The organism is Methanobacterium lacus (assembly GCF_000191585.1).
Classification (GTDB): Archaea; Methanobacteriota; Methanobacteria; order Methanobacteriales; family Methanobacteriaceae; genus Methanobacterium_B; species Methanobacterium_B lacus.
In genome coordinates, this window is the sequence record NC_015216.1 from 2,208,842 (window position 1) to 2,225,933 (window position 17,092).

Annotated in this window: 25 protein-coding genes and 1 pseudogene; 5 read left to right on the plus strand and 21 right to left on the minus strand. The window is 37.9% G+C overall.

The features are described from left to right. Positions 1-71: 71 nt before the first annotated feature. The 3 genes from METBO_RS10705 to METBO_RS10715 form a co-directional block, all read right to left on the minus strand. Entirely contained in the window at positions 72-512 is a 441-nt protein-coding gene (locus METBO_RS10705; RefSeq protein ID WP_013645733.1) for an RDD family protein, read from the minus strand. 170 nt (positions 513-682) lie between these two features. Further along, positions 683-1,693, minus strand: a complete 1,011-nt coding sequence (gene hypE / locus METBO_RS10710) for a hydrogenase expression/formation protein HypE (RefSeq protein WP_013645734.1) — start codon at positions 1,691-1,693, stop codon at positions 683-685. 239 nt (positions 1,694-1,932) lie between these two features. Beyond that, positions 1,933-2,256: a hypothetical protein gene (locus METBO_RS10715; RefSeq protein WP_013645735.1), complete on the minus strand. Its 324-nt coding sequence runs from the start codon at positions 2,254-2,256 to the stop codon at positions 1,933-1,935. Between the two features lie 450 nt (positions 2,257-2,706). On the opposite strand from METBO_RS10715, the gene METBO_RS10720 reads away from it, so the two are divergent. The 5 genes from METBO_RS10720 to METBO_RS10740 all read left to right on the plus strand — a co-directional run bounded on the left by METBO_RS10720 (position 2,707) and on the right by METBO_RS10740 (position 6,680). After that, entirely contained in the window at positions 2,707-3,087 is a 381-nt protein-coding gene (locus METBO_RS10720) for a 30S ribosomal protein S8e (protein WP_013645736.1), read from the plus strand. Continuing rightward, positions 3,068-3,727 carry a DNA polymerase domain-containing protein gene (locus METBO_RS10725; protein ID WP_013645737.1) on the plus strand — a complete coding sequence of 220 codons (660 nt, stop codon included), beginning with the start codon at positions 3,068-3,070 and terminating at the stop codon, positions 3,725-3,727. Before METBO_RS10720 ends, METBO_RS10725 begins: the two co-directional genes overlap by 20 nt. A gap of 146 nt (positions 3,728-3,873) precedes the next feature. Then, the gene (locus METBO_RS10730; protein WP_013645738.1) at positions 3,874-4,554 is read left to right on the plus strand and encodes a TIGR02253 family HAD-type hydrolase; all 681 of its coding nucleotides are present in this window, start codon (positions 3,874-3,876) and stop codon (positions 4,552-4,554) included. Between the two features lie 79 nt (positions 4,555-4,633). Beyond that, positions 4,634-6,181, plus strand: coding sequence for an ATP-binding protein (locus METBO_RS10735; RefSeq protein ID WP_048186457.1), 1,548 nt, complete (start codon positions 4,634-4,636; stop codon positions 6,179-6,181). Positions 6,182-6,497: 316 nt separating this feature from the next. After that, complete coding sequence (locus METBO_RS10740) at positions 6,498-6,680, plus strand: hypothetical protein (RefSeq protein ID WP_013645740.1); 183 nt, start codon at positions 6,498-6,500, stop codon at positions 6,678-6,680. An 82-nt stretch (positions 6,681-6,762) separates the two neighbouring features. Here the strand turns inward: METBO_RS10740 and METBO_RS10745 are convergent, their stop codons facing one another. The 18 genes and pseudogenes from METBO_RS10745 to METBO_RS10830 all read right to left on the minus strand — a co-directional run bounded on the left by METBO_RS10745 (position 6,763) and on the right by METBO_RS10830 (position 17,055). Next, a complete protein-coding gene (locus tag METBO_RS10745) occupies positions 6,763-7,188 on the minus strand; it encodes a hypothetical protein (RefSeq protein ID WP_013645741.1) in 426 nt (141 codons plus the stop codon). A 199-nt stretch (positions 7,189-7,387) separates the two neighbouring features. Continuing rightward, positions 7,388-8,293, minus strand: a complete 906-nt coding sequence (locus tag METBO_RS10750; RefSeq protein ID WP_013645742.1) for a PfkB family carbohydrate kinase — start codon at positions 8,291-8,293, stop codon at positions 7,388-7,390. 8 nt (positions 8,294-8,301) lie between these two features. Then, positions 8,302-8,973, minus strand: coding sequence for a HisA/HisF family protein (locus tag METBO_RS10755; protein ID WP_013645743.1), 672 nt, complete (start codon positions 8,971-8,973; stop codon positions 8,302-8,304). A 59-nt stretch (positions 8,974-9,032) separates the two neighbouring features. After that, entirely contained in the window at positions 9,033-9,293 is a 261-nt protein-coding gene (locus METBO_RS10760) for a DUF3194 domain-containing protein (protein ID WP_013645744.1), read from the minus strand. Next, positions 9,290-9,655, minus strand: a complete 366-nt coding sequence (locus METBO_RS10765) for a prefoldin subunit beta (protein WP_013645745.1) — start codon at positions 9,653-9,655, stop codon at positions 9,290-9,292. Before METBO_RS10765 ends, METBO_RS10760 begins: the two co-directional genes overlap by 4 nt. 70 nt (positions 9,656-9,725) lie before the next feature. Then, the gene (locus METBO_RS10770) at positions 9,726-10,013 is read right to left on the minus strand and encodes a KEOPS complex subunit Pcc1 (protein ID WP_013645746.1); all 288 of its coding nucleotides are present in this window, start codon (positions 10,011-10,013) and stop codon (positions 9,726-9,728) included. Between the two features lie 2 nt (positions 10,014-10,015). Further along, on the minus strand, positions 10,016-10,408 hold the full coding sequence (locus METBO_RS10775) for a ribosomal biogenesis protein (RefSeq protein WP_227717224.1): 393 nt from the start codon (positions 10,406-10,408) through the stop codon (positions 10,016-10,018). Positions 10,409-10,523: 115 nt separating this feature from the next. Next, on the minus strand, positions 10,524-10,655 hold the full coding sequence (locus METBO_RS10780; protein WP_013645748.1) for a DNA-directed RNA polymerase subunit P: 132 nt from the start codon (positions 10,653-10,655) through the stop codon (positions 10,524-10,526). A 1-nt stretch (position 10,656) separates the two neighbouring features. Next, on the minus strand, positions 10,657-10,926 hold the full coding sequence (gene rpl37A / locus METBO_RS10785) for a 50S ribosomal protein L37Ae (protein WP_013645749.1): 270 nt from the start codon (positions 10,924-10,926) through the stop codon (positions 10,657-10,659). Between the two features lie 135 nt (positions 10,927-11,061). After that, the gene (gene rrp42 / locus METBO_RS10790) at positions 11,062-11,853 is read right to left on the minus strand and encodes an exosome complex protein Rrp42 (RefSeq protein ID WP_013645750.1); all 792 of its coding nucleotides are present in this window, start codon (positions 11,851-11,853) and stop codon (positions 11,062-11,064) included. Continuing rightward, on the minus strand, positions 11,853-12,584 hold the full coding sequence (gene rrp41 / locus METBO_RS10795; RefSeq protein ID WP_013645751.1) for an exosome complex exonuclease Rrp41: 732 nt from the start codon (positions 12,582-12,584) through the stop codon (positions 11,853-11,855). The genes rrp42 and rrp41 overlap by 1 nt, the downstream gene beginning before the upstream one ends. After that, positions 12,581-13,356 (minus strand): annotated as a pseudogene (gene rrp4 / locus METBO_RS14075) (exosome complex RNA-binding protein Rrp4). The gene rrp41 and the pseudogene rrp4 overlap by 4 nt, the downstream one beginning before the upstream one ends. 43 nt (positions 13,357-13,399) lie before the next feature. Then, a complete protein-coding gene (locus METBO_RS10805) occupies positions 13,400-14,092 on the minus strand; it encodes a ribosome assembly factor SBDS (protein ID WP_013645752.1) in 693 nt (230 codons plus the stop codon). A gap of 2 nt (positions 14,093-14,094) precedes the next feature. Then, the gene (psmA, locus tag METBO_RS10810; RefSeq protein ID WP_013645753.1) at positions 14,095-14,844 is read right to left on the minus strand and encodes an archaeal proteasome endopeptidase complex subunit alpha; all 750 of its coding nucleotides are present in this window, start codon (positions 14,842-14,844) and stop codon (positions 14,095-14,097) included. A 105-nt stretch (positions 14,845-14,949) separates the two neighbouring features. Then, a complete protein-coding gene (locus tag METBO_RS10815) occupies positions 14,950-15,339 on the minus strand; it encodes an Rpp14/Pop5 family protein (RefSeq protein WP_013645754.1) in 390 nt (129 codons plus the stop codon). A 38-nt stretch (positions 15,340-15,377) separates the two neighbouring features. Further along, complete coding sequence (gene rnp3, locus METBO_RS10820; protein ID WP_013645755.1) at positions 15,378-16,109, minus strand: ribonuclease P protein component 3; 732 nt, start codon at positions 16,107-16,109, stop codon at positions 15,378-15,380. Next, positions 16,087-16,506, minus strand: a complete 420-nt coding sequence (locus METBO_RS10825) for an RNA-binding protein (RefSeq protein WP_013645756.1) — start codon at positions 16,504-16,506, stop codon at positions 16,087-16,089. The genes rnp3 and METBO_RS10825 overlap by 23 nt, the downstream gene beginning before the upstream one ends. Before the next feature lie 3 nt (positions 16,507-16,509). Beyond that, entirely contained in the window at positions 16,510-17,055 is a 546-nt protein-coding gene (locus METBO_RS10830) for a 50S ribosomal protein L15e (protein ID WP_013645757.1), read from the minus strand. Between the last annotated feature and the right edge of the window lie 37 nt (positions 17,056-17,092).

Below are 17,092 nucleotides of genomic sequence, written 5' to 3' on the forward strand. Positions count from 1 at the left end.
GCGGATAGCTCTAAATATTTTTTATTTTTAAATCAATGAAAAAATAGTAAAAAAATGTTGATTTTAGGTTCTTAGTCTGCTCGTGAGAGATCATTTCTTTGTTGGGATTCCTGGTCAGCTGGTACTACTTGTGTGCCTGAAACCCTGTCAAGGAACCTGTCGTTTGATTTGACAAATATGAATCCCAGTATCAAATCCAGTATTAATGGTAAGTACAGTATCTTCGAGAGACTTCTGATTAAAGATTTTTTGTAGGTGAGATTTCCATCTTCAGCCACAACCTTCAGGTTGAACAACCTTTTTCCAAATGTCTTACCTGTTTTACCTTCGAAGTAGGTGAAGTAGACCAGTATTATGATTGCGCCTATGAATATCCAATATGTGAGGGTGGAAAATACTCCAATACCTGCTGTTATCAAGAAAACTATTCCACTTAAAATCCACATGAAAAGTGTTAAAATAATTATGTCAACTATCAACGCTATAAGTCGCCGACCCCAAAAGTTTCCCATGTTTATCACGTCTCGAAATATTTGTTTATTTCATGTTAAAATGTATTATACAAAATTTGTAATGAATTAGAATAACTCTAACTCATTTTATTTGTATTCGTCCTTAATAAATTTTTTTAAAAGACTCTGATTTTAGGTTGGTGAAGGATTGAAAACAACAAAAATATGATTTAGCAAACCCTTGGTACAGGATCTGCTATTGGGGCTTCTAAAATTCTTTTACCGCCTAAAAGAGTTTCAATAACCACATGAACATTGTCTGTTACTTCTCCTATAATTTGAGCGTCTTTTCCATATTTAGTCTTTCTTATGGCTTCTAATGTTTCATCGGCCTTGTCTGCTTCCACTCCCATTACGACCTTACCCTCGTTGGCAACTTCGTAGGGATCTAGACCCAGCATTTCAGATGCAGCAACCACTTCAGCTTTGAGCGGGATTTTTTCTTCGTCGATGAGCATTCCAACACCCGACTTTGAAGCCAGTTCATTTAATGCGTTGGCAATTCCGCCTCTGGTTGGATCCTTCATTGCTGTAACTCCCCCAACCTTGAGTGCTGCTTCAACCATACCCCACACTGGTGCAACATCCGATTGCAGGTCTGTTTCAAATCCAAACCCTTCCCTGTAGGACATCAACGATATTCCATGGTCACCAACACTGCCTGTTAAGATGATCTTGTTACCAATTTCAAGGCCAGAGTCCCGTTTAATTTCACCCTTTTTAACTATGCCTATTCCTGTGGTGGCTATGATTATTTTATCAAGTTTATCATGTTCCATTACCTTAGTATCCCCGGTAATTATCGAAACACCAGCCTCTCTGCAGACTGCATCCATTGATTTGATTATTTTTTCAAAGTCCTCCCCTGAAAAGCCTTCACTTATGACCATTGCATTGGTTATTGCAAGGGGTTTGGCACCCATAACAGAAACATCGTTAACTGTTCCTGCGATAGATATGGTCCCTATGTCTCCTCCAGGGAAGAATATTGGATCTACGGTGTGGCTGTCTGTGCTTACAACAATTTCATAGTCATCCATTGGAATTGAGGCCCCATCATCGAGATCATCCAGTCCTACTCCGCCATTGACACTTTTATTCTTTAAATTTTCAAGTATGATTTCTGAAATGAGACCCTGCATGATCCCACCGCCGGCTCCGTGCGACATACCTATTTTCATAAGATTCACCATTCTCCTTTTTTTTGAATTCTTTGTACTACAAAATTTTTCCATAAAGATGGATAGATGGGAATTTAACCCTTAAAAAAAACCTGTTCATAATCGTTACAAGTTTGTATCCATTTTAGAACTTAGTTAATTCTGTTTATTGATCATGATAATATATAAAAACATGAACTACCCGACCCTGTGCCATGGTTCATGGTCTAACTTTCAAATCTCAAACCAGATTTGATGGTTTAGGGTTCTCTTAAAAAGACCTGAAAGGATTTAAATGGTTTTTTAGGAGGGGCACTAGGTTTTTCACCTTGATAAATTATTTTAACCTCATATCCCAATGGAACGTCCTTAAATTTATTATCTAACACTGTTGATCCGAAAACATCCACTTCTCCATCTTCAGTTTCCAGGGTGTACTTGTTACTGTGGTACATGCCAACATCTTCCTCCATGCGTATGTACTTACCTGAAATTTCATCCCCCATCCTTACAGGTTTCCATACAACATCTTCAGCATCCTTAATTTCTTTCCATTCATTTTTATTATCGGTATTTTTAGCCATAAGAATCAGCCTGTTAATATATTAAATAATTGTATTTTTTTTTTGGTGTTAGAAAATTACTATTTTGTAAACATAATAAGTAGTTTGTGAGAGTTAAATTATTTAGTTACCATGGCAACTTGGTGGCAGTTTTTTGCCACACAATTTTCCTAAAAAATTTGCCTGAAAATGGTTTCAGTTTTGATGTGCCAGCAATTTCATACCATATATTTTTAAGTCTTCACTAATAAATGATGGAACATACTGAATATTTTGAATGAAGTTTTGAGTTTTGTTTGATTTGATTCCATATCAACAAGATTAATATATTGTGATCTACAAATCTACACTTTCTTAGTAAAGATTATTTGATGCTCTATGAAACTAGTGAGTAAGTAGTTACGACTTCATGCAGATAATTTTCAAAAATTTAAAAAAAAAACATTTATATTCAAGCTTAGAGGTGAAATTATGGCAATTTGGCAAGGAAAATCATTAAGAAAACCAACAGGGGCTAGATCAAAGTCCAACAGAAACAAAAGAAATATGGAATTCGGTAGGGACCCTGCAGAAACCAAAATTGGAGATCGTAAGGTTAAAAAGATAAGAACCAAAGGTGGTAACACCAAAACAAGATTATCCAACGACACCAACATCAACGTGGTCGACCCTAAAACCAACAAGGTACAGGTCGCAGAAATAAGCACAGTTGTTGAAAACACAGCAAACACTCACTTTGTAAGAAGGAACATCATAACCAAAGGTGCCGTAGTAGAAACCAATCTTGGAAGGGTTAAAGTAACCTCAAGACCTGGTCAAGACGGCATGATAAATGGTGTGCTTGTTGAATGAACAAATTTTAAACAAAGTCGAAGAGTTCCTTGGGGATGTGAATAAAAACCTCCCCGAAGGAATGGAACTCGAGTACGAAGGTTTCTATGAGAGAGGATTCTTTGTTACCAAGAAGAGGTACGCACTCATAGAAAACAAAAATATTGTTGTGAAAGGCTTGGAACTGGTCAGACGTGACTGGGCTCCTGTTGCCAAAAAAACTCAGGAACAGGTTTTAAGAGCTATTCTCGAGGAAGCTAATCCTAAGAAAGCTGCTAAAATCATTAAATCTGTGGTGGAAGAGATCAAAGAGGGAAAGATACCCTTGGAAGATCTGGTGATCCATACACAGATAACTAAAAATCCTGAAGATTATGTTCAGATGGCACCCCATGTACTTGCTGCAAAGAGGGCCATTGCGAATGGAAGAAAAATTTCGAGGGGATCCATAATCCGCTACGTTATTGTGAGGGGTAAAGATCCCATAAGCAAACGTGCAATTCCCCTGGAAGATGTTGATGTTTCAGATTACGACCCAACTTACTACATAGAAAATCAGGTTCTTCCAGCTGTTTCAAGAATTGTTGAAGCCCTTGGTTACTCAAAGGAAGATATACTTCACAAAGAAAAACAGGTGAGTCTTGATTCATATTTCTCCTAGAAACTAAGGTCATGAGGGTAGAAGATGTTAAAATTATTTTACTCAAAACATTTGAAACAAATATTGATGACTAAATTTTGTTTTATTTTTAGTTTTTTTAATTGTCCATTGATTTATGGTTCAGATAAAGAAAGGTTGGTGCAACCATGATAAAAGCTGTTTTTTTAGATATTGATGATACAATTTACAACACCTCGGAATTTGCTAAACTCGCAAGAAGAGCGGCATTGAATGCCATGATAGATGCAGGTCTACCAATGTCGCATGAAGATGCCTACAAACTTTTAAGAGAAATAATAAAAGAAAAGGGTTCAAATTACAATAAACATTTGAATGTGCTGACAAAAAGAGTGTTTGGAGAAGAAAAACCATTGTTAATAGCTATTGGTATGATAACTTACCACAACGTTAAATTTGCTCTTTTAAGATTGTTCCCAAACACCATGCCAACACTGATAGACCTTAAATCAAAGGGTTACAAGTTGGGTGTAATATCCAACGGCCTGACAATTAAACAGTACGAAAAACTGGTTAGGCTGGGTCTGCATCATTTCTTTGATTTCGTGATCACGTCTGAAGAAGCTGGAGTTGAAAAACCAGACGTTAAAATTTACCAGCTTGCAATGGAAAGGATGGGTTGTGATCCTGAAAATTCTGTTATGATAGGCAACAACTTCCGAGACGATATCCTGGGAGCTATAGACGCTGGCATGTCTGCCATATATTTAACCCCCGGACTAACAGAACAAGAAAGAAAAACAATTAAAGAACGTGAAATCGATCTTGATATAGTATCTGACATTGGAGAGATTAGAAAAATACTCTGATAAAAAATCAAACCACAAATCTTATAATAGCATGAAATGGATATTGGATATATTCAATGTTATTATTTGGGGTGGTGGAATGAATTATTATCATGATTCTAAGATGGAGCAAATATTTGAAGGTCTGAAGCAGCCGAAAACTATTGAAGACATTCAACTATCTGAATCCTTTATTAAAGATTTAATTTTGAAGATTTTAACAAGCTTTGGTACTGTTAACACCAGCACTATCTACGATATTACCAGTATACATTGGGACATTCTCGAACAATGCCTTGGAAAACTGGAGAAGGAAGGTTTATGCGCTCCTGTGAGTGGAAGTTTTCTTTTTTCCAGTGTGCAGTACAGTATTTCTAAAAAAGGCCGTGAAAAAAGCAAGGGCATTAGTGAAGAAAATCCCTACATTGGTGTCGCTCCTGTGAGTTACGAGAACTACTATAAAATTATGGGAGCCCAACTCAAGGGCAGATATCCAATTAACATACCAAAAGAGGTTGTTGAATCAACTTTTAGCGATGTTGTTGGAGTTGAAAATGCAAAGGAATCTCTTATCGAATCTTGTATTATTGGTAAGGGTATTTTTATCTACGGACCTCCTGGAACAGGTAAAACATTTTTAACAGCTAAGATGTCGGATCTACTGCCTCCTGTAATTATTCCAAAATTTTTGGAGTTCGGTGGTAAGATCATCCAGATCTACGATCCAGATTTCCATAAGAAATGCCCTGAACAGCCTGAAGATCCTAGATGGGTTAAAATACATGCCCCATTCGTGTTAACAGGTTCAGAACTTAATTTGAACAAGCTTGAAACTAATTACAATGCTACTAAGGGTGTTTATGAAACTTCGCCCATAATTAAGGCCAACGGAGGAATACTTCTCATTGATGATCTTGGAAGACAGAGGGATGATCATGACTTGATACTCAACAGACTCATCGTTCCAATGGAAAACAAGAAGGATGTGATCTACGTGAGGGGTATACCTGTGACAGTGCACTGTGATTTCATTCCTGCATTTTCAACCAATCTAGACATAAGCATCATGGATGAAGCTCACTTGAGAAGGGCACCTTTACATGTTTTCCTTAGAAATCCACCCATCGCAGATGTGGCCGAAGTTTTCAAGATAAACCTTGATTATCTAAGTGAAGATTACGATGATGAAGTGTTGGAGAAGTTTAAAAATATTTACTGTGACTGTGATGATGGTGGAGAAGGTTTAAACCCCACATTTGCCCATGCCAGGGATGTGGCCCAGATTTGTCAGGCTGTGCGTATAAATCAGGAAAAGGAAAGGGTTGACTGTAATGTGCTTGAAGATGCTCTTCAGAAACATGTTCTTATTGTTCTTCAAAGGATGAACATAGACATTTCCCAAATAACCCGCAAAACACGTTCTTTCAGGATTAAAACATCCCAGATTGAGGAGGCCAAGCATGCCATCCGAAATTTCGGAGCATCCAAACTGAGCCATGAATCTGAAGCTGTTATAATTGATATCGATGACAACATAACCCCTGTTCAGCTTGCTGAATATCTGCACAGCTCAGGCATCGAAGTAGACAGAATAGACATGATAGCAGAATCAGAAAAGGAAATTAAACGTACAATCTTTAATGTTTAATCAAATTCCTTATATCTGCACCACATTTTATTTTTGATCTTCAATTATCCGGGAATTCTCTGGAAAGCTACAAATTTGTTTATTAAAATAAGTTATCCTGTTGAGTTTAGCCCATCCATGGAAAGGAGTTTGATAACCCCTCAGAATTGTCATGGTGTTAATTGTGCCTTGGAAGTAATCCACTTAAAAAAAATACCTAAATTATATATCCCCCAACACCATACTATTATGAAAATTTAAATTAGTACTGAAAATTTATCTATTTAGAACTAAGTTTTAAAATTTATTCATCAAAAAGTTTTCTGAAGTGATCCAAATGGCAAATCCATCGGCAATATTATTTTCTCACATAATTCCACCAATAATGGCAGTTATAAGTGTTATCCTCATTTGTGCAGGAGTTATGGACAAAAAGAATGTTTACACCATAATTGGAATTATACTGTTCTTTGCAGCAGGTATCATTCCATTTTTAGTTCTTCCATTCTTGTTGAATTAAAAAAAAAATAACCAAAATTTATTCACTATTTATTTATTTTTTAGTGATTTTAAAAATTAATTTTTTTTAGGGTTTAGTTGAACTATACAGAATCTTCTATGTGGGCTTCGATCTCTAGGTTGTTACCATCTACTTTTATCTCGTAATCATCTTCAAAGATGAGTTTTGTTCTTAGTGATCCACTTGTTTCACTGTTAAATGTGTCGAAGTATATTTCTCCATAGTCAAGCAGTCTTCTTCCTATTATTTCTTCGATATCCACAGGATTGTTGAAATTATCACAGGCTTTGAAGTCCATATTTGTTGCCTTGATGCATACATTGTAGGTATTTTCTATATCGATCTGGTCAGTGTCTTCAAAGCTTAAAACGATCTTTTCCATGATTTCTGTGTTGCCTTCAACTAATTTGGGTAATATCCTTTGGCATTTGACCAGCTTTTCCCCACGCGACTTCAACAGATCTCTATGAAAATTGTCCACTATTCTCTGCTCAATTTCTTCAATCATATCACACTACTCCAAAGGTTCTAATTAACAATTTAATGTATTCAACTAATAAATATTGATGTTTTAAATTTTCATGAAATAATGTCTTAAAAAAAAATAGTTTCATTTAGTAGCTTTTAGAAGAAAATATCCAATTAGTTGAATTGGGTAGTGGATGAATTTGTTGGGTTGATTTTTAAGATTTGTTTTGAAACTGTGTTTAAATATCTGTTATTTCATGTTCTTTAAGTCTTTCAAGGACTTTTTGATTGTTTCCCTTGAAAACACCTATGGTTTCTAGTTTCATTGTAGACACCATTGATGCGAAAATTCCACAGGATTTTGAACTGTAACCTTCAATCTTCTTAGATGCGTAGGCCGCCATATATGTGTCACCTAATCCTGTTGGATCCATTGTTTGCTTGGGTGGAAATGCATGGATTCTGTAGAGTTCATTGGATCGTGATGAATAGATCAAAGCTCCTCTATCTCCTCTGGTAATAATTATCTCCTTTGGTCCAAACTTCGAAAGTTGTCTGGCAATGGTTTCAAGATCATGATCCTTAAAGTCTGTGATGATCCCTGCTTCGGCCTCATCTAAAAACAGCAGTTCAACATGTTTCAAGAATTTAGGAAAATCTTCCCAAGGTTTTAATATAATCTCATCTGCATTAAGATGTCTTAAGTATCCTTGGGCACCCATGTAAATAGGCACATCATGTTTGGCAATGTGTTTCACTGTTTCGATGGGAATGTCTGTGGGTGAAAGTGGACAGAGAATTGCAGCATCGTAGGACTCCATGGATTCTGGAAGATTTTCTGGAAGCACTGGATTGTCGGGTACCCTTGCCCTTTGCACACGGTGGTTAAGATCGTGGTTGGGATAGATGTTTTCAAACTCCATTGTTTCCTCCACAAAAACAGGGAGGATATGAGCATCCTCTGGAAAGGCTTTCAAGAGATCTGTGTCAGATTTAGACAGTGGTATAACCGCTGTTACGTCCTTGTTAAAACTTGAAAATACAGCAGATTGAAAGTAAACAGCACCCCCAGTATGGTGGTAGATCATTCCATCTCTGTTAATTGTGTCCCTTGTAACTGGACCTATGATCATGAACCTTGCCATGGTTTCACCTAAAGATCACCGTTGTGGATAGCTGTTCCAACCAGGAATTTATTGACTCCAAGTTTTCCAAGTTCCTTGATTGTTGTCTTGGTAACTCCTCCACCCACAATTAACTGGGTGTCGGTGTGTTTGAAACGATCCACCACTGCCTCATCAAAACCAGAATTTGTACCAACCCTTGAAACATCTAAAATTATGACTTCGGCAGGATTGTGTTTTTCAATTATTCCCATCACATCTTCAAAGTTGAGTTTCATATTTTTAGAGAGCACTTCACCACCAACCAGATCAACACTCAACACAAGGGAATTTTTGGAGTTAAGGGAAAATATTTGCCCTATCTCTTCCATGCTCTCAAGGGTTTCTGTGGCAACTATGATCTTTTCTGCACTGTCAACAACAGCTTCAATGTCCTGGTGTTTGGTGATTCCTGCATCTAGCATGACGGGGATGGTTTTGTTTATTTTCTTCACTATTTCATGATTCGAACCTGTTCCTTCGATGGAGTCCAGATCTGCGATGTAAAGTTCACTGTAGCCCGCTGTTTTAAGTGCCTCTGCAATTTTCAGGGGATCTGAGGAGTTGGTGAAAACTGTTTTAAGTGGTTTGTAGGTTTCCCTTTTACCAGACTTACCAGCCACTGCCAACCCATTTTTAAGGTCTAAAACTGGAGTTATCATGGTAAGTATTTCCTTTAAAATTAAAATAAAATATAATTTGATGGGATGGTAATCCCTATTTAATCAGCCAAGTAACTGTCTATTTGGGTGATTGCATGGTTTGCAGCTTCTTCTGCAATTGTGTTGTCGGATTTTGACAGGGGATCGAATTTGATATCTATGTCTATGTCAACATCTAACCCCTTATCATAATCGAGTTCGACCTTGATGTCAAGGTCTAATATTTCTTTTTTTGAAACCCGTGAATAGATGAAGGTTTCTGCAGATTTAACTGCTAATTCTGAAATTTCATCTAATTCTTGGTCTGAAAGTTTCCTCAATTACCTAACCCCGGGTTCATTCCTGATCCCTGCATTGCTTCCTGTAAAGAATTTTGCATTTCCTGTAGTTTAGCCATTATACGTTCTTCCTGGCGGCTTACAGTTTTTTCTCTTAATTTTAGGGTTTCTATTTTTTCTTCGAGTTCTTCGTTGATCTCGTCCCTGTTAACTTTAATTAAAAGGTTTCCTGCAGTTTTGTAGACATCAGATCCTTCATCTGTTTTTTTCAATTCTTCTAGTGCCTTTTCAGTTTCCTTTATCTGCATGTCAACACTCTGTTTTTGCATTGTAATTGCCTGAGCCTGTTGCTGTGCCTGCTGGAATTGTGCTATTTGATGTTGGATATTTTTTGGAAGTTCCATATTAAATCACCTCATTTTTCAATGAAATTATATTTTTTTATTTTGTAGCTTAAGTAAAACTCATGATGAACTACACATCACAGTTTTGATCTATTTTTTTAAGACCAAGTATTTCTGAAGATAGTTTTATCCATCTTAAGTAGGAATTTAAAGAAGCCCGGAAGGATGCACTGTCTTGAGATTCTATATGTATCCGCAGGTTGTTTCCATCCTTTTTTATACTAACAGATGTTCTGTCAGAGGGATGTCCATCTATTTCTGGTTCGATTGAACCCATTATCACTTCAACATCTTCTGGATCTTCAAACTCGAAAACCAGTTCTGTTCTTGTGCCTGCAAGTACATTTGAAGAACTCAAATCTACTGCCTCCATCCCTGTATGAATATTTTTGGACCAGTTAAACTGCCGTCATCTGCATAAAATTCAATTTTAGAAGTATTAGGTTCTTCTGATGCCTTTAATAGCATGAGATTTTTAAATTCCGAACCCTTGGTTAAACTGGGAATGTTGAGTATGTCTCGAAGTCCTTCCAGTTCATTTAATTCACTGTAGAATTTCAGATCCTTAAGTTTTACCCTGCTCTTAGATCCTGAGTTGTTATCAAGACCTACAGTAATATCAAGAGAAAGTATAAGTTCCCCATCTTCTTGGTGAAAGTCGATCCTACTGGGATTTGCCTTCATCTGGGAGATTACGGCTGTTTTGTCGTAGCCCATTTCAGAAGATTTGATCAAAACGTCCCGGAGACTCATTTTTCCCCGGTTAGTATAACTGGAGTTAAGGACTCTGACCAAACTTTTACAGAATGATCTTGTTCTTTGGGAAGGTTTCCTCGACGTTGTTATCAGCATAGTTAATAAGTGAATATTATCTTGCTTTTATACTACGCCTTACAGGAGGAATTTCTTTAAACAGAATTCTGTACCTGCAACTAGGACATTTAGATTCGGTGTAACCCTTGATATCTACCAATGTTCCACATTTCCCACATTTATACAATTTATAATCCTCCAACTATTCTTTTTATGTTCCTTGCAGCTGTTTTACCCATTGGAGTTGATGGAAGGTAAGCTCCGCCTGTGAATACGTTACCGCACTTTCTGCATTTCCATATTCCTGCTGAAACCCTTTTTACTGCTGGTCTATCACACTGAGGACAAACATGCTTGACCTTCATGTTTTCTTCTACTGATTTAACTGTCCTTTTGGCTTTTCTACCATATCTTGCACCGAATCTACCGGTTATGCCTACTTTTTTAGTTCTTGCCATTTTATATCACCTTGATTAATTTTAATTCTTGAAAATATCTAATTTTAATTGTTAATCCATAAAAAAAAATTTATGAAAATTTCAATTATGAATGTCTAGATCATAGAATTTGAAATTCCACAGTTATAAATGCATCTATGGAAGGAGTTTTCTGAGTTCAGCTGTCTTGATCTTCGCAATTGAAACAGCCTTCAATACTTCCTCTTGAGTTAAAGTTTTCTCTCCACCTTTCTGCATTGCACATATGTTACCATCTTTGGTTATGCCTATTGATAAACGGGCTCCCATCACTTCCTCTTCTTCGAGGGAAGGATCTATGATGAGTTCTTCACCTATCTTTGCAAATGTTGACATGAGAGCTGTGTCGTTGATTGGTAAGGGTATCAAATTGTCGTAGTCGAGTACAACTTCGTCGTCAATGATTTTGGCTTCTGGTAACCTGGTGTTCATGAGTGCTGCAACACTTCCAAGTACAGCTGCATCCATCAGGTTTCCATCGTAGTCAACCACATGGAGGTCCAAAAAGATCATCCATACCTTTTCACCAGGAACTATGCATAATTTTTCTAGATCAACAACTTCGCCTTCCCTTATACATCTGTCTGTGACTCTTGAAAGCTCGACAGAATTTTCATCTGGAGGTCCTGACTCGAAGTTGGGTGCTGCCATTGGCAGTAACTCTGTGTTGGTCATTAAAACTCCAACATTAGGTGTGTCTCCAAATGGTGTTCCTATCTGGGGTTTGGCCCCGATAATTATCTGGGTGTTACCAATTTTTACCCTTGCGGAACCTTCAGCCTTTTCAATAACTCCGGCTTCAAGGGATATTTCCCTGTACTCATCAAAGGCCCTTCCATCTGTTCTTTCACCGTTTTTAACCAGATTGGTTACACTTTCCTTTATGATCTCTGGAACTATATGAACCATTATTCATCACCATACCTGTTTTTTATGGCTGCTTTCTGTTTTTCGCTTATAATTTTACAACCGTTAATTGCGAGATCCAGTGCCTGTTCAAATTCTTCCTCTGTGAGATTTCCATCCATCTGTAGTAATGTGATTTCACCTGTTCTTGGCATGATGGCAATTGGAACATCTGCTTGCCCTTCCTTGTCTTCAACCTCAGAGAGATCGAGTATGACCTTACCATCAGATTTTCCTGCTGCACAGGCAACAACCATGTCCCTCATTGGTATTCCTGCATCTGCCAGGGCAACTGATGCTGCTGTAATTCCAGCACATCTTGTTCCGCCTTCAGCTTCTATAACTTCTATGAAAACATCTATGGTTGAACGTGGAAATTTTTCCAGGAACACTGCGGGAGTTAGAGCTTGAGAAGCTAATTTTGAGATTTCTACAGATCTCCTGTCTGGCCCTGGCCTCTTTCTGTCGTCCACAGAAAATGGTGCCATGTTGTACTTACACCTTAAAACAGCCTTGTTTGGCTGCATTAAACGTCTTACAAACAGTTCCCTCGGACCATACACAGCAGCTAGAACTTTGTTTCCACCGATTTCAAGATAAGCTGATCCATCCGCTCTTTCAAGGACTCCTGCCTCTATCTTCATCTTCCTTAACTCGTCAAAAGCCCTGTTATCGGCTCTTCCACTGGTTTCAGTACCAGTGCTTAGATTGGTATTGGTTATAATGATAATCACCCCTCATTTGGATTAATACCGTCATCCTCTTTCGTTTCTTCTTCTGGTTCAGATTCTTCAATTTCAGGATTTTCTGATTCTTCAGAATCATCAGAGCCAGGTTCACGTCCTAAAAGTGTTGCTAACATGTCCCTAACACGGTCTGTTAAGCCCGATGTATGGGCCTGTTCTTCGATCATGTTAATGACCTTTTCTGCAACCCTTTCCATGGTAGGATCTCCCTTGACCCAAACCACTCCATTTTGTCCCACAATGACTTCGCACTTGGTTTCATCCTTGATCATGTTGATCATGGATCCCTTCTTACCAATGAGTCTGGGAACCTTGGTTGGTGTGATGTTGATGAGGATTCCTCCCCTGAACTTACCCAGTCCTCTACCTTTAAGACCGAGTTTGACCTTTTTCACTTCGTCAACATCTACAACCCTCAAAAATAAAACATCGCCCACATCAAATGTGCGGTTCAATTCCCTTTTTCCTTTCCAAATACATCAGATGCTGGTAAAAATCCTGAATACGGTGAGTTAATTTCAAGATTCCACATGGAAAATCTTATGTCTGTGACTTCACCTATGACCACATCTCCCCTCTTAGGGATGTACTTGCTCTGTAAGGGTATTACACTTATTTTTTTGTCCCTTATTGCCACAAGGCCTACAAGTGAGGAACAAATCTTGTCGTTTTCCTTGAAAGTTCCTCTTCCAGAGTTATATTCTTCATCAGCCAGAATATCTCCAGGAATTACAATTTCTTTATCCTCTACAAATATCACATTCTGCCTCCTTTATTGGAATGCTAAAAAAATGAACTTACAGTTAGAGCAGCTTGGTCTCTACTTGGCCATGGGTTAGTTCGTTGAGTTTCTGGTAAAAGTTATCCTGCATACCTCCAGGTATCTCAACAACAGCCACCCAAGAGCCGTCCTGTTGCCATTCTTCCTGCATGGTTTTTCCAAATTCCGGAATGGCACCGTAGACTTTTCCTGAGAAATCTCCAGGAACCCTTATAGCTACTTTAACTTTTTCAAATCTGATGGGAATCTTGACCCTAATGGCCTTCAAAGTTGTGTTTACTTGCTCATCAACACTTTTAAATGGATCTATACGTACCTTAGCTTCATCCATAGCAATTTCTATTCTTCTTACTGGATGTGGAAGTTTTGTCTGGGGGTTTATTGCCTCCCTTGCAATGGTTGTTACTACCTTCAGACGCTTTTCTTCCTGCATTTCTTTACGTTGTTGGGCTGTGAGCTGAATCTGGCCTTTTTTTAGAATATTAGCAGCAACTTCAACATGGTCCGTTGTTTGGAAAGCCTTCATCATGGCTTCTTCAGAGGATTTGTCTCCCTTTTTTGCATCTTTGAAAATTTCCTCCACAACGAGGATATCTTCAACATTTATGTCCTGACCCCTCTTGAAGTCTGATGCAAGATCTGGATCAACCAGTATCTCGAAATGTTCACCAAAATATTCCAAACGTGCTGTTACTGCATCATCAAGGTTTACCATGTCTATTCCTCTTCTTCCTCCTTGGATTTTCTTATGAGGAGTTCTTCAACATGCTCGGTAATTTCATCATCTGCGAGTTTCCTGAACTTCTTATCCTTAGCATCTATGATGGCAATTTCAACACTTTCAACCGTTGTTTTACCTTCTGTTGCTTCGTAAACAGCATCTAAAGCTAGTTCAATTGCTTCATCAAGTTTGATGTCTTCACTGTATTTCTTTTCAAACTCATCCATTGCAATCTGTCTTCCTGCACCTATTGCTGTGGCCTTGTACTCTATCAATGCACCACTAGGATCTGTTTCGAATAGTTTGCATCCTGATTCGTTTACTCCACCTATGATTAGTGCTGAACCAAATGGCCTTACTCCTCCATGCTGAGTGTACATCTGTTTCATATCACATATCTTCTTAGCAAGACCATCAACCCTTATAGGTTCGTTGTAGGTGATCTTATTGATCTGAGATTCCATTCTTGCCTTTTCAACCAGTGCCCTTGCATCTGCCACCAGCCCAGAGGTAGCTGCTCCAATATGGTCGTCGATCTGGAATATCTTCTCGATGGATTTAGGCTCTACGAGTTTACTTGTGGGTCTTTTATCAACCACCAGTACTATGCCTTCAACTGATTTAACACCTAAAGAAGTTGTACCTCGTTTAACAGCTTCCCTAGCATATTCAACCTGAAATAACCTTCCATCCGGACTAAATACAGTTATAGCCCTATCGTATCCTGCTCCTTGAAACGGTTGCATACATATACCTCACTAAAAGTTTTTTTTCTAAAAATGAATTTATAATCTTAAAATAATTCTAAACTTAACTTTTATAAACTATTAATCTTTTATTTCATCTTAGCTTTATAGTTTAATAAAGTTTTTTATTGCAGATTTAATTGTTCCAGAAATTCCCAGAGTATGGAAAACCACGTTTTTACCCCGGAATCTTGTTATTGTTGGAAGTACGGCTCTGACAGAATCAACTTCCTCTCTTCTGCAGCGTATTATTCCCCTCATGTAGTTTTCATCGGGGTTTCCATGGGGACTGGTATTCTTTCCACATTTCCATAGTTTAACCACCCAAATATCGAACTTTCCAGTTCCACATGCACCATATAAATAGAGGGAACCTTCGATTATGGTATCTATAACATCTTCCCGGGTCATATGCCCCTGAAAAATTAATTCAAAAGCTATGTATCGCTTTTTATCCCTCATGGCTGGGGGCAGTATTTTGAGTTTTTGATTCATTGCAATCAATTCTTTATGAGTATTATTCGTTTGAGGGTTTACAACTCTACAACTGTTCTTACTCCATCCAAGACAAAATTGTTCCTATTGTCATTTCTGTCTATGATGTGTTGGGGAATGATTGAGAGTGCTTCGAAGGATTCGTTTTCAGTCATGTCAAAACAGTTTGAAAGGGCAAATATGTCCATGGGTTTTCTTTGATCATAGCTTGATCTTGCGCCGCTCGTTATAATCACAGAAAACCCGTACTTTCGTTTGAGGGCCATGATGTGTCTGAACTGGCTAACTATCCTGTGCCTGTACCTTAAATTGGTTTTTAAAAAACTCGACAGGTTGATCTCAACTGCAACATCGTTCTCAGCAGCTTTTTTTGCGAGAACATGGTTCATTCCACTGTCCCTTCTGTTTCTGTAAGGTTGTGAAAGTATATCCACATTTCTTTCTTCACAGGCTGCCCTGTTTATACTGTTATCCCCGCCCCTTACCATGACTATGTCGGCTTTTTTTCGGGATCTTCGAACTTTCTTCTTCAGTTCTTCAGGATTTTTACAATTGATTTCAAGGCATTTCCTAATTATTATGTTGCTTTCATATTTGAGTTCATCGTATTCCTTTGAAATTTCTGAGTTGTAATCATCAAAATTGTAGGTCAGGGAAACACCGGCAAATCCTAATCTTTCAGCCTCTTGAACGATACTTTTGTTTCCACTGATATTTAGATCGTAAAAATTTTCCCTGTAATTCTTTTTAGTCGAATAATTTCCTTCCAATTTCCAATGCCACCTTTTTTTTCGCTGGATAGGCTGCTATCTTTATTTTTGTATGGATGGAATCACCATGTTCAACAACCTTCATATCGCCCTGATATGCTCTCTGCTTATCGAAACGTAGAAATAAATTTCCATAATCATCCATTTTATCTTCTAATTGATTGATAATCCTTTTCTTTGCTGGATCATCCATTGAAGATAGTAATTCAACAAACTCTTTGATCGGTTTTTTCTTATCGATCTTGTCGTGTAAAATTAGAACTTGATTTTTATAATACCCCTCTGTTGCTTCACATTGAGGGGATGAATTTGGAAAAAGTGTTGAAATTGCTTCTAACACTTTTTCCTTACTTTCAGTTCCATAAACAAATGCTCTGTAAGAAATGTTATGGATCATACCTTATCGTACCTTTTCGGCCCCTTTACCTTTACCTCGAAGTCCTCTTGACTTCTTACCTGCACTGGTCAGTCCTCTGAATACTCTGTTGGTATGCTGAGGTTCACAGATCCAGTTAATTTTAGAATCACTCTTTATGGAAGGGTGGTTAGGATCTACAAGAATTACTTCGTAGAATTTGAATTTTCCATCTTCCCATAACCAGTATGAGTTTAATACTTCTAGGTTTGGGTATTTTCTGGCAACCCTTTCTTCAGCAATTCTCTGGATGGATTTCTTTGGTGTGATCTTCTTTACACCCATTCTCTTTGGTTTCCTTCCTGCTGTGAATCTTGACTTACGCATTCCACCTCTGCGAACTCTGGTTCGCACGACTACATAACCTTTTTTGGCTTTGTAACCTAAGGATCTTGCTCTGTCAATTCTGGTTGGCCTGTCAATTCTGTTAATAACACTTTCTCTTCTCCAAACAGGAGCACGAGATTGCATTAATTCTTTAACGTAGGATTCGCTTGGGTTTTTCCATGCGTCCCTTATATATTTGTACATTAAATTACACCTCTTTGTTCAGCTTGCGCCACATCCA

Coding starts and splice junctions, on each gene's coding strand:
- METBO_RS10705 (WP_013645733.1), bottom strand. CDS start 512: ATGGGAAACTTTTGGGGTCGGCGACTTATAGCGTTGATAGTTGACATA.
- hypE (WP_013645734.1), bottom strand. CDS start 1,693: ATGAAAATAGGTATGTCGCACGGAGCCGGCGGTGGGATCATGCAGGGT.
- METBO_RS10715 (WP_013645735.1), bottom strand. CDS start 2,256: ATGGCTAAAAATACCGATAATAAAAATGAATGGAAAGAAATTAAGGAT.
- METBO_RS10720 (WP_013645736.1), top strand. CDS start 2,707: ATGGCAATTTGGCAAGGAAAATCATTAAGAAAACCAACAGGGGCTAGA.
- METBO_RS10725 (WP_013645737.1), top strand. CDS start 3,068: ATGGTGTGCTTGTTGAATGAACAAATTTTAAACAAAGTCGAAGAGTTC.
- METBO_RS10730 (WP_013645738.1), top strand. CDS start 3,874: ATGATAAAAGCTGTTTTTTTAGATATTGATGATACAATTTACAACACC.
- METBO_RS10735 (WP_048186457.1), top strand. CDS start 4,634: ATGAATTATTATCATGATTCTAAGATGGAGCAAATATTTGAAGGTCTG.
- METBO_RS10740 (WP_013645740.1), top strand. CDS start 6,498: ATGGCAAATCCATCGGCAATATTATTTTCTCACATAATTCCACCAATA.
- METBO_RS10745 (WP_013645741.1), bottom strand. CDS start 7,188: ATGATTGAAGAAATTGAGCAGAGAATAGTGGACAATTTTCATAGAGAT.
- METBO_RS10750 (WP_013645742.1), bottom strand. CDS start 8,293: ATGGCAAGGTTCATGATCATAGGTCCAGTTACAAGGGACACAATTAAC.
- METBO_RS10755 (WP_013645743.1), bottom strand. CDS start 8,973: ATGATAACTCCAGTTTTAGACCTTAAAAATGGGTTGGCAGTGGCTGGT.
- METBO_RS10765 (WP_013645745.1), bottom strand. CDS start 9,655: ATGGAACTTCCAAAAAATATCCAACATCAAATAGCACAATTCCAGCAG.
- METBO_RS10775 (WP_227717224.1), bottom strand. CDS start 10,408: ATGAGTCTCCGGGACGTTTTGATCAAATCTTCTGAAATGGGCTACGAC.
- rpl37A (WP_013645749.1), bottom strand. CDS start 10,926: ATGGCAAGAACTAAAAAAGTAGGCATAACCGGTAGATTCGGTGCAAGA.
- rrp42 (WP_013645750.1), bottom strand. CDS start 11,853: ATGGTTCATATAGTTCCAGAGATCATAAAGGAAAGTGTAACCAATCTG.
- METBO_RS10805 (WP_013645752.1), bottom strand. CDS start 14,092: ATGGTAAACCTTGATGATGCAGTAACAGCACGTTTGGAATATTTTGGT.
- psmA (WP_013645753.1), bottom strand. CDS start 14,844: ATGCAACCGTTTCAAGGAGCAGGATACGATAGGGCTATAACTGTATTT.
- METBO_RS10815 (WP_013645754.1), bottom strand. CDS start 15,339: ATGAATCAAAAACTCAAAATACTGCCCCCAGCCATGAGGGATAAAAAG.
- METBO_RS10825 (WP_013645756.1), bottom strand. CDS start 16,506: ATGATCCATAACATTTCTTACAGAGCATTTGTTTATGGAACTGAAAGT.
- METBO_RS10830 (WP_013645757.1), bottom strand. CDS start 17,055: ATGTACAAATATATAAGGGACGCATGGAAAAACCCAAGCGAATCCTAC.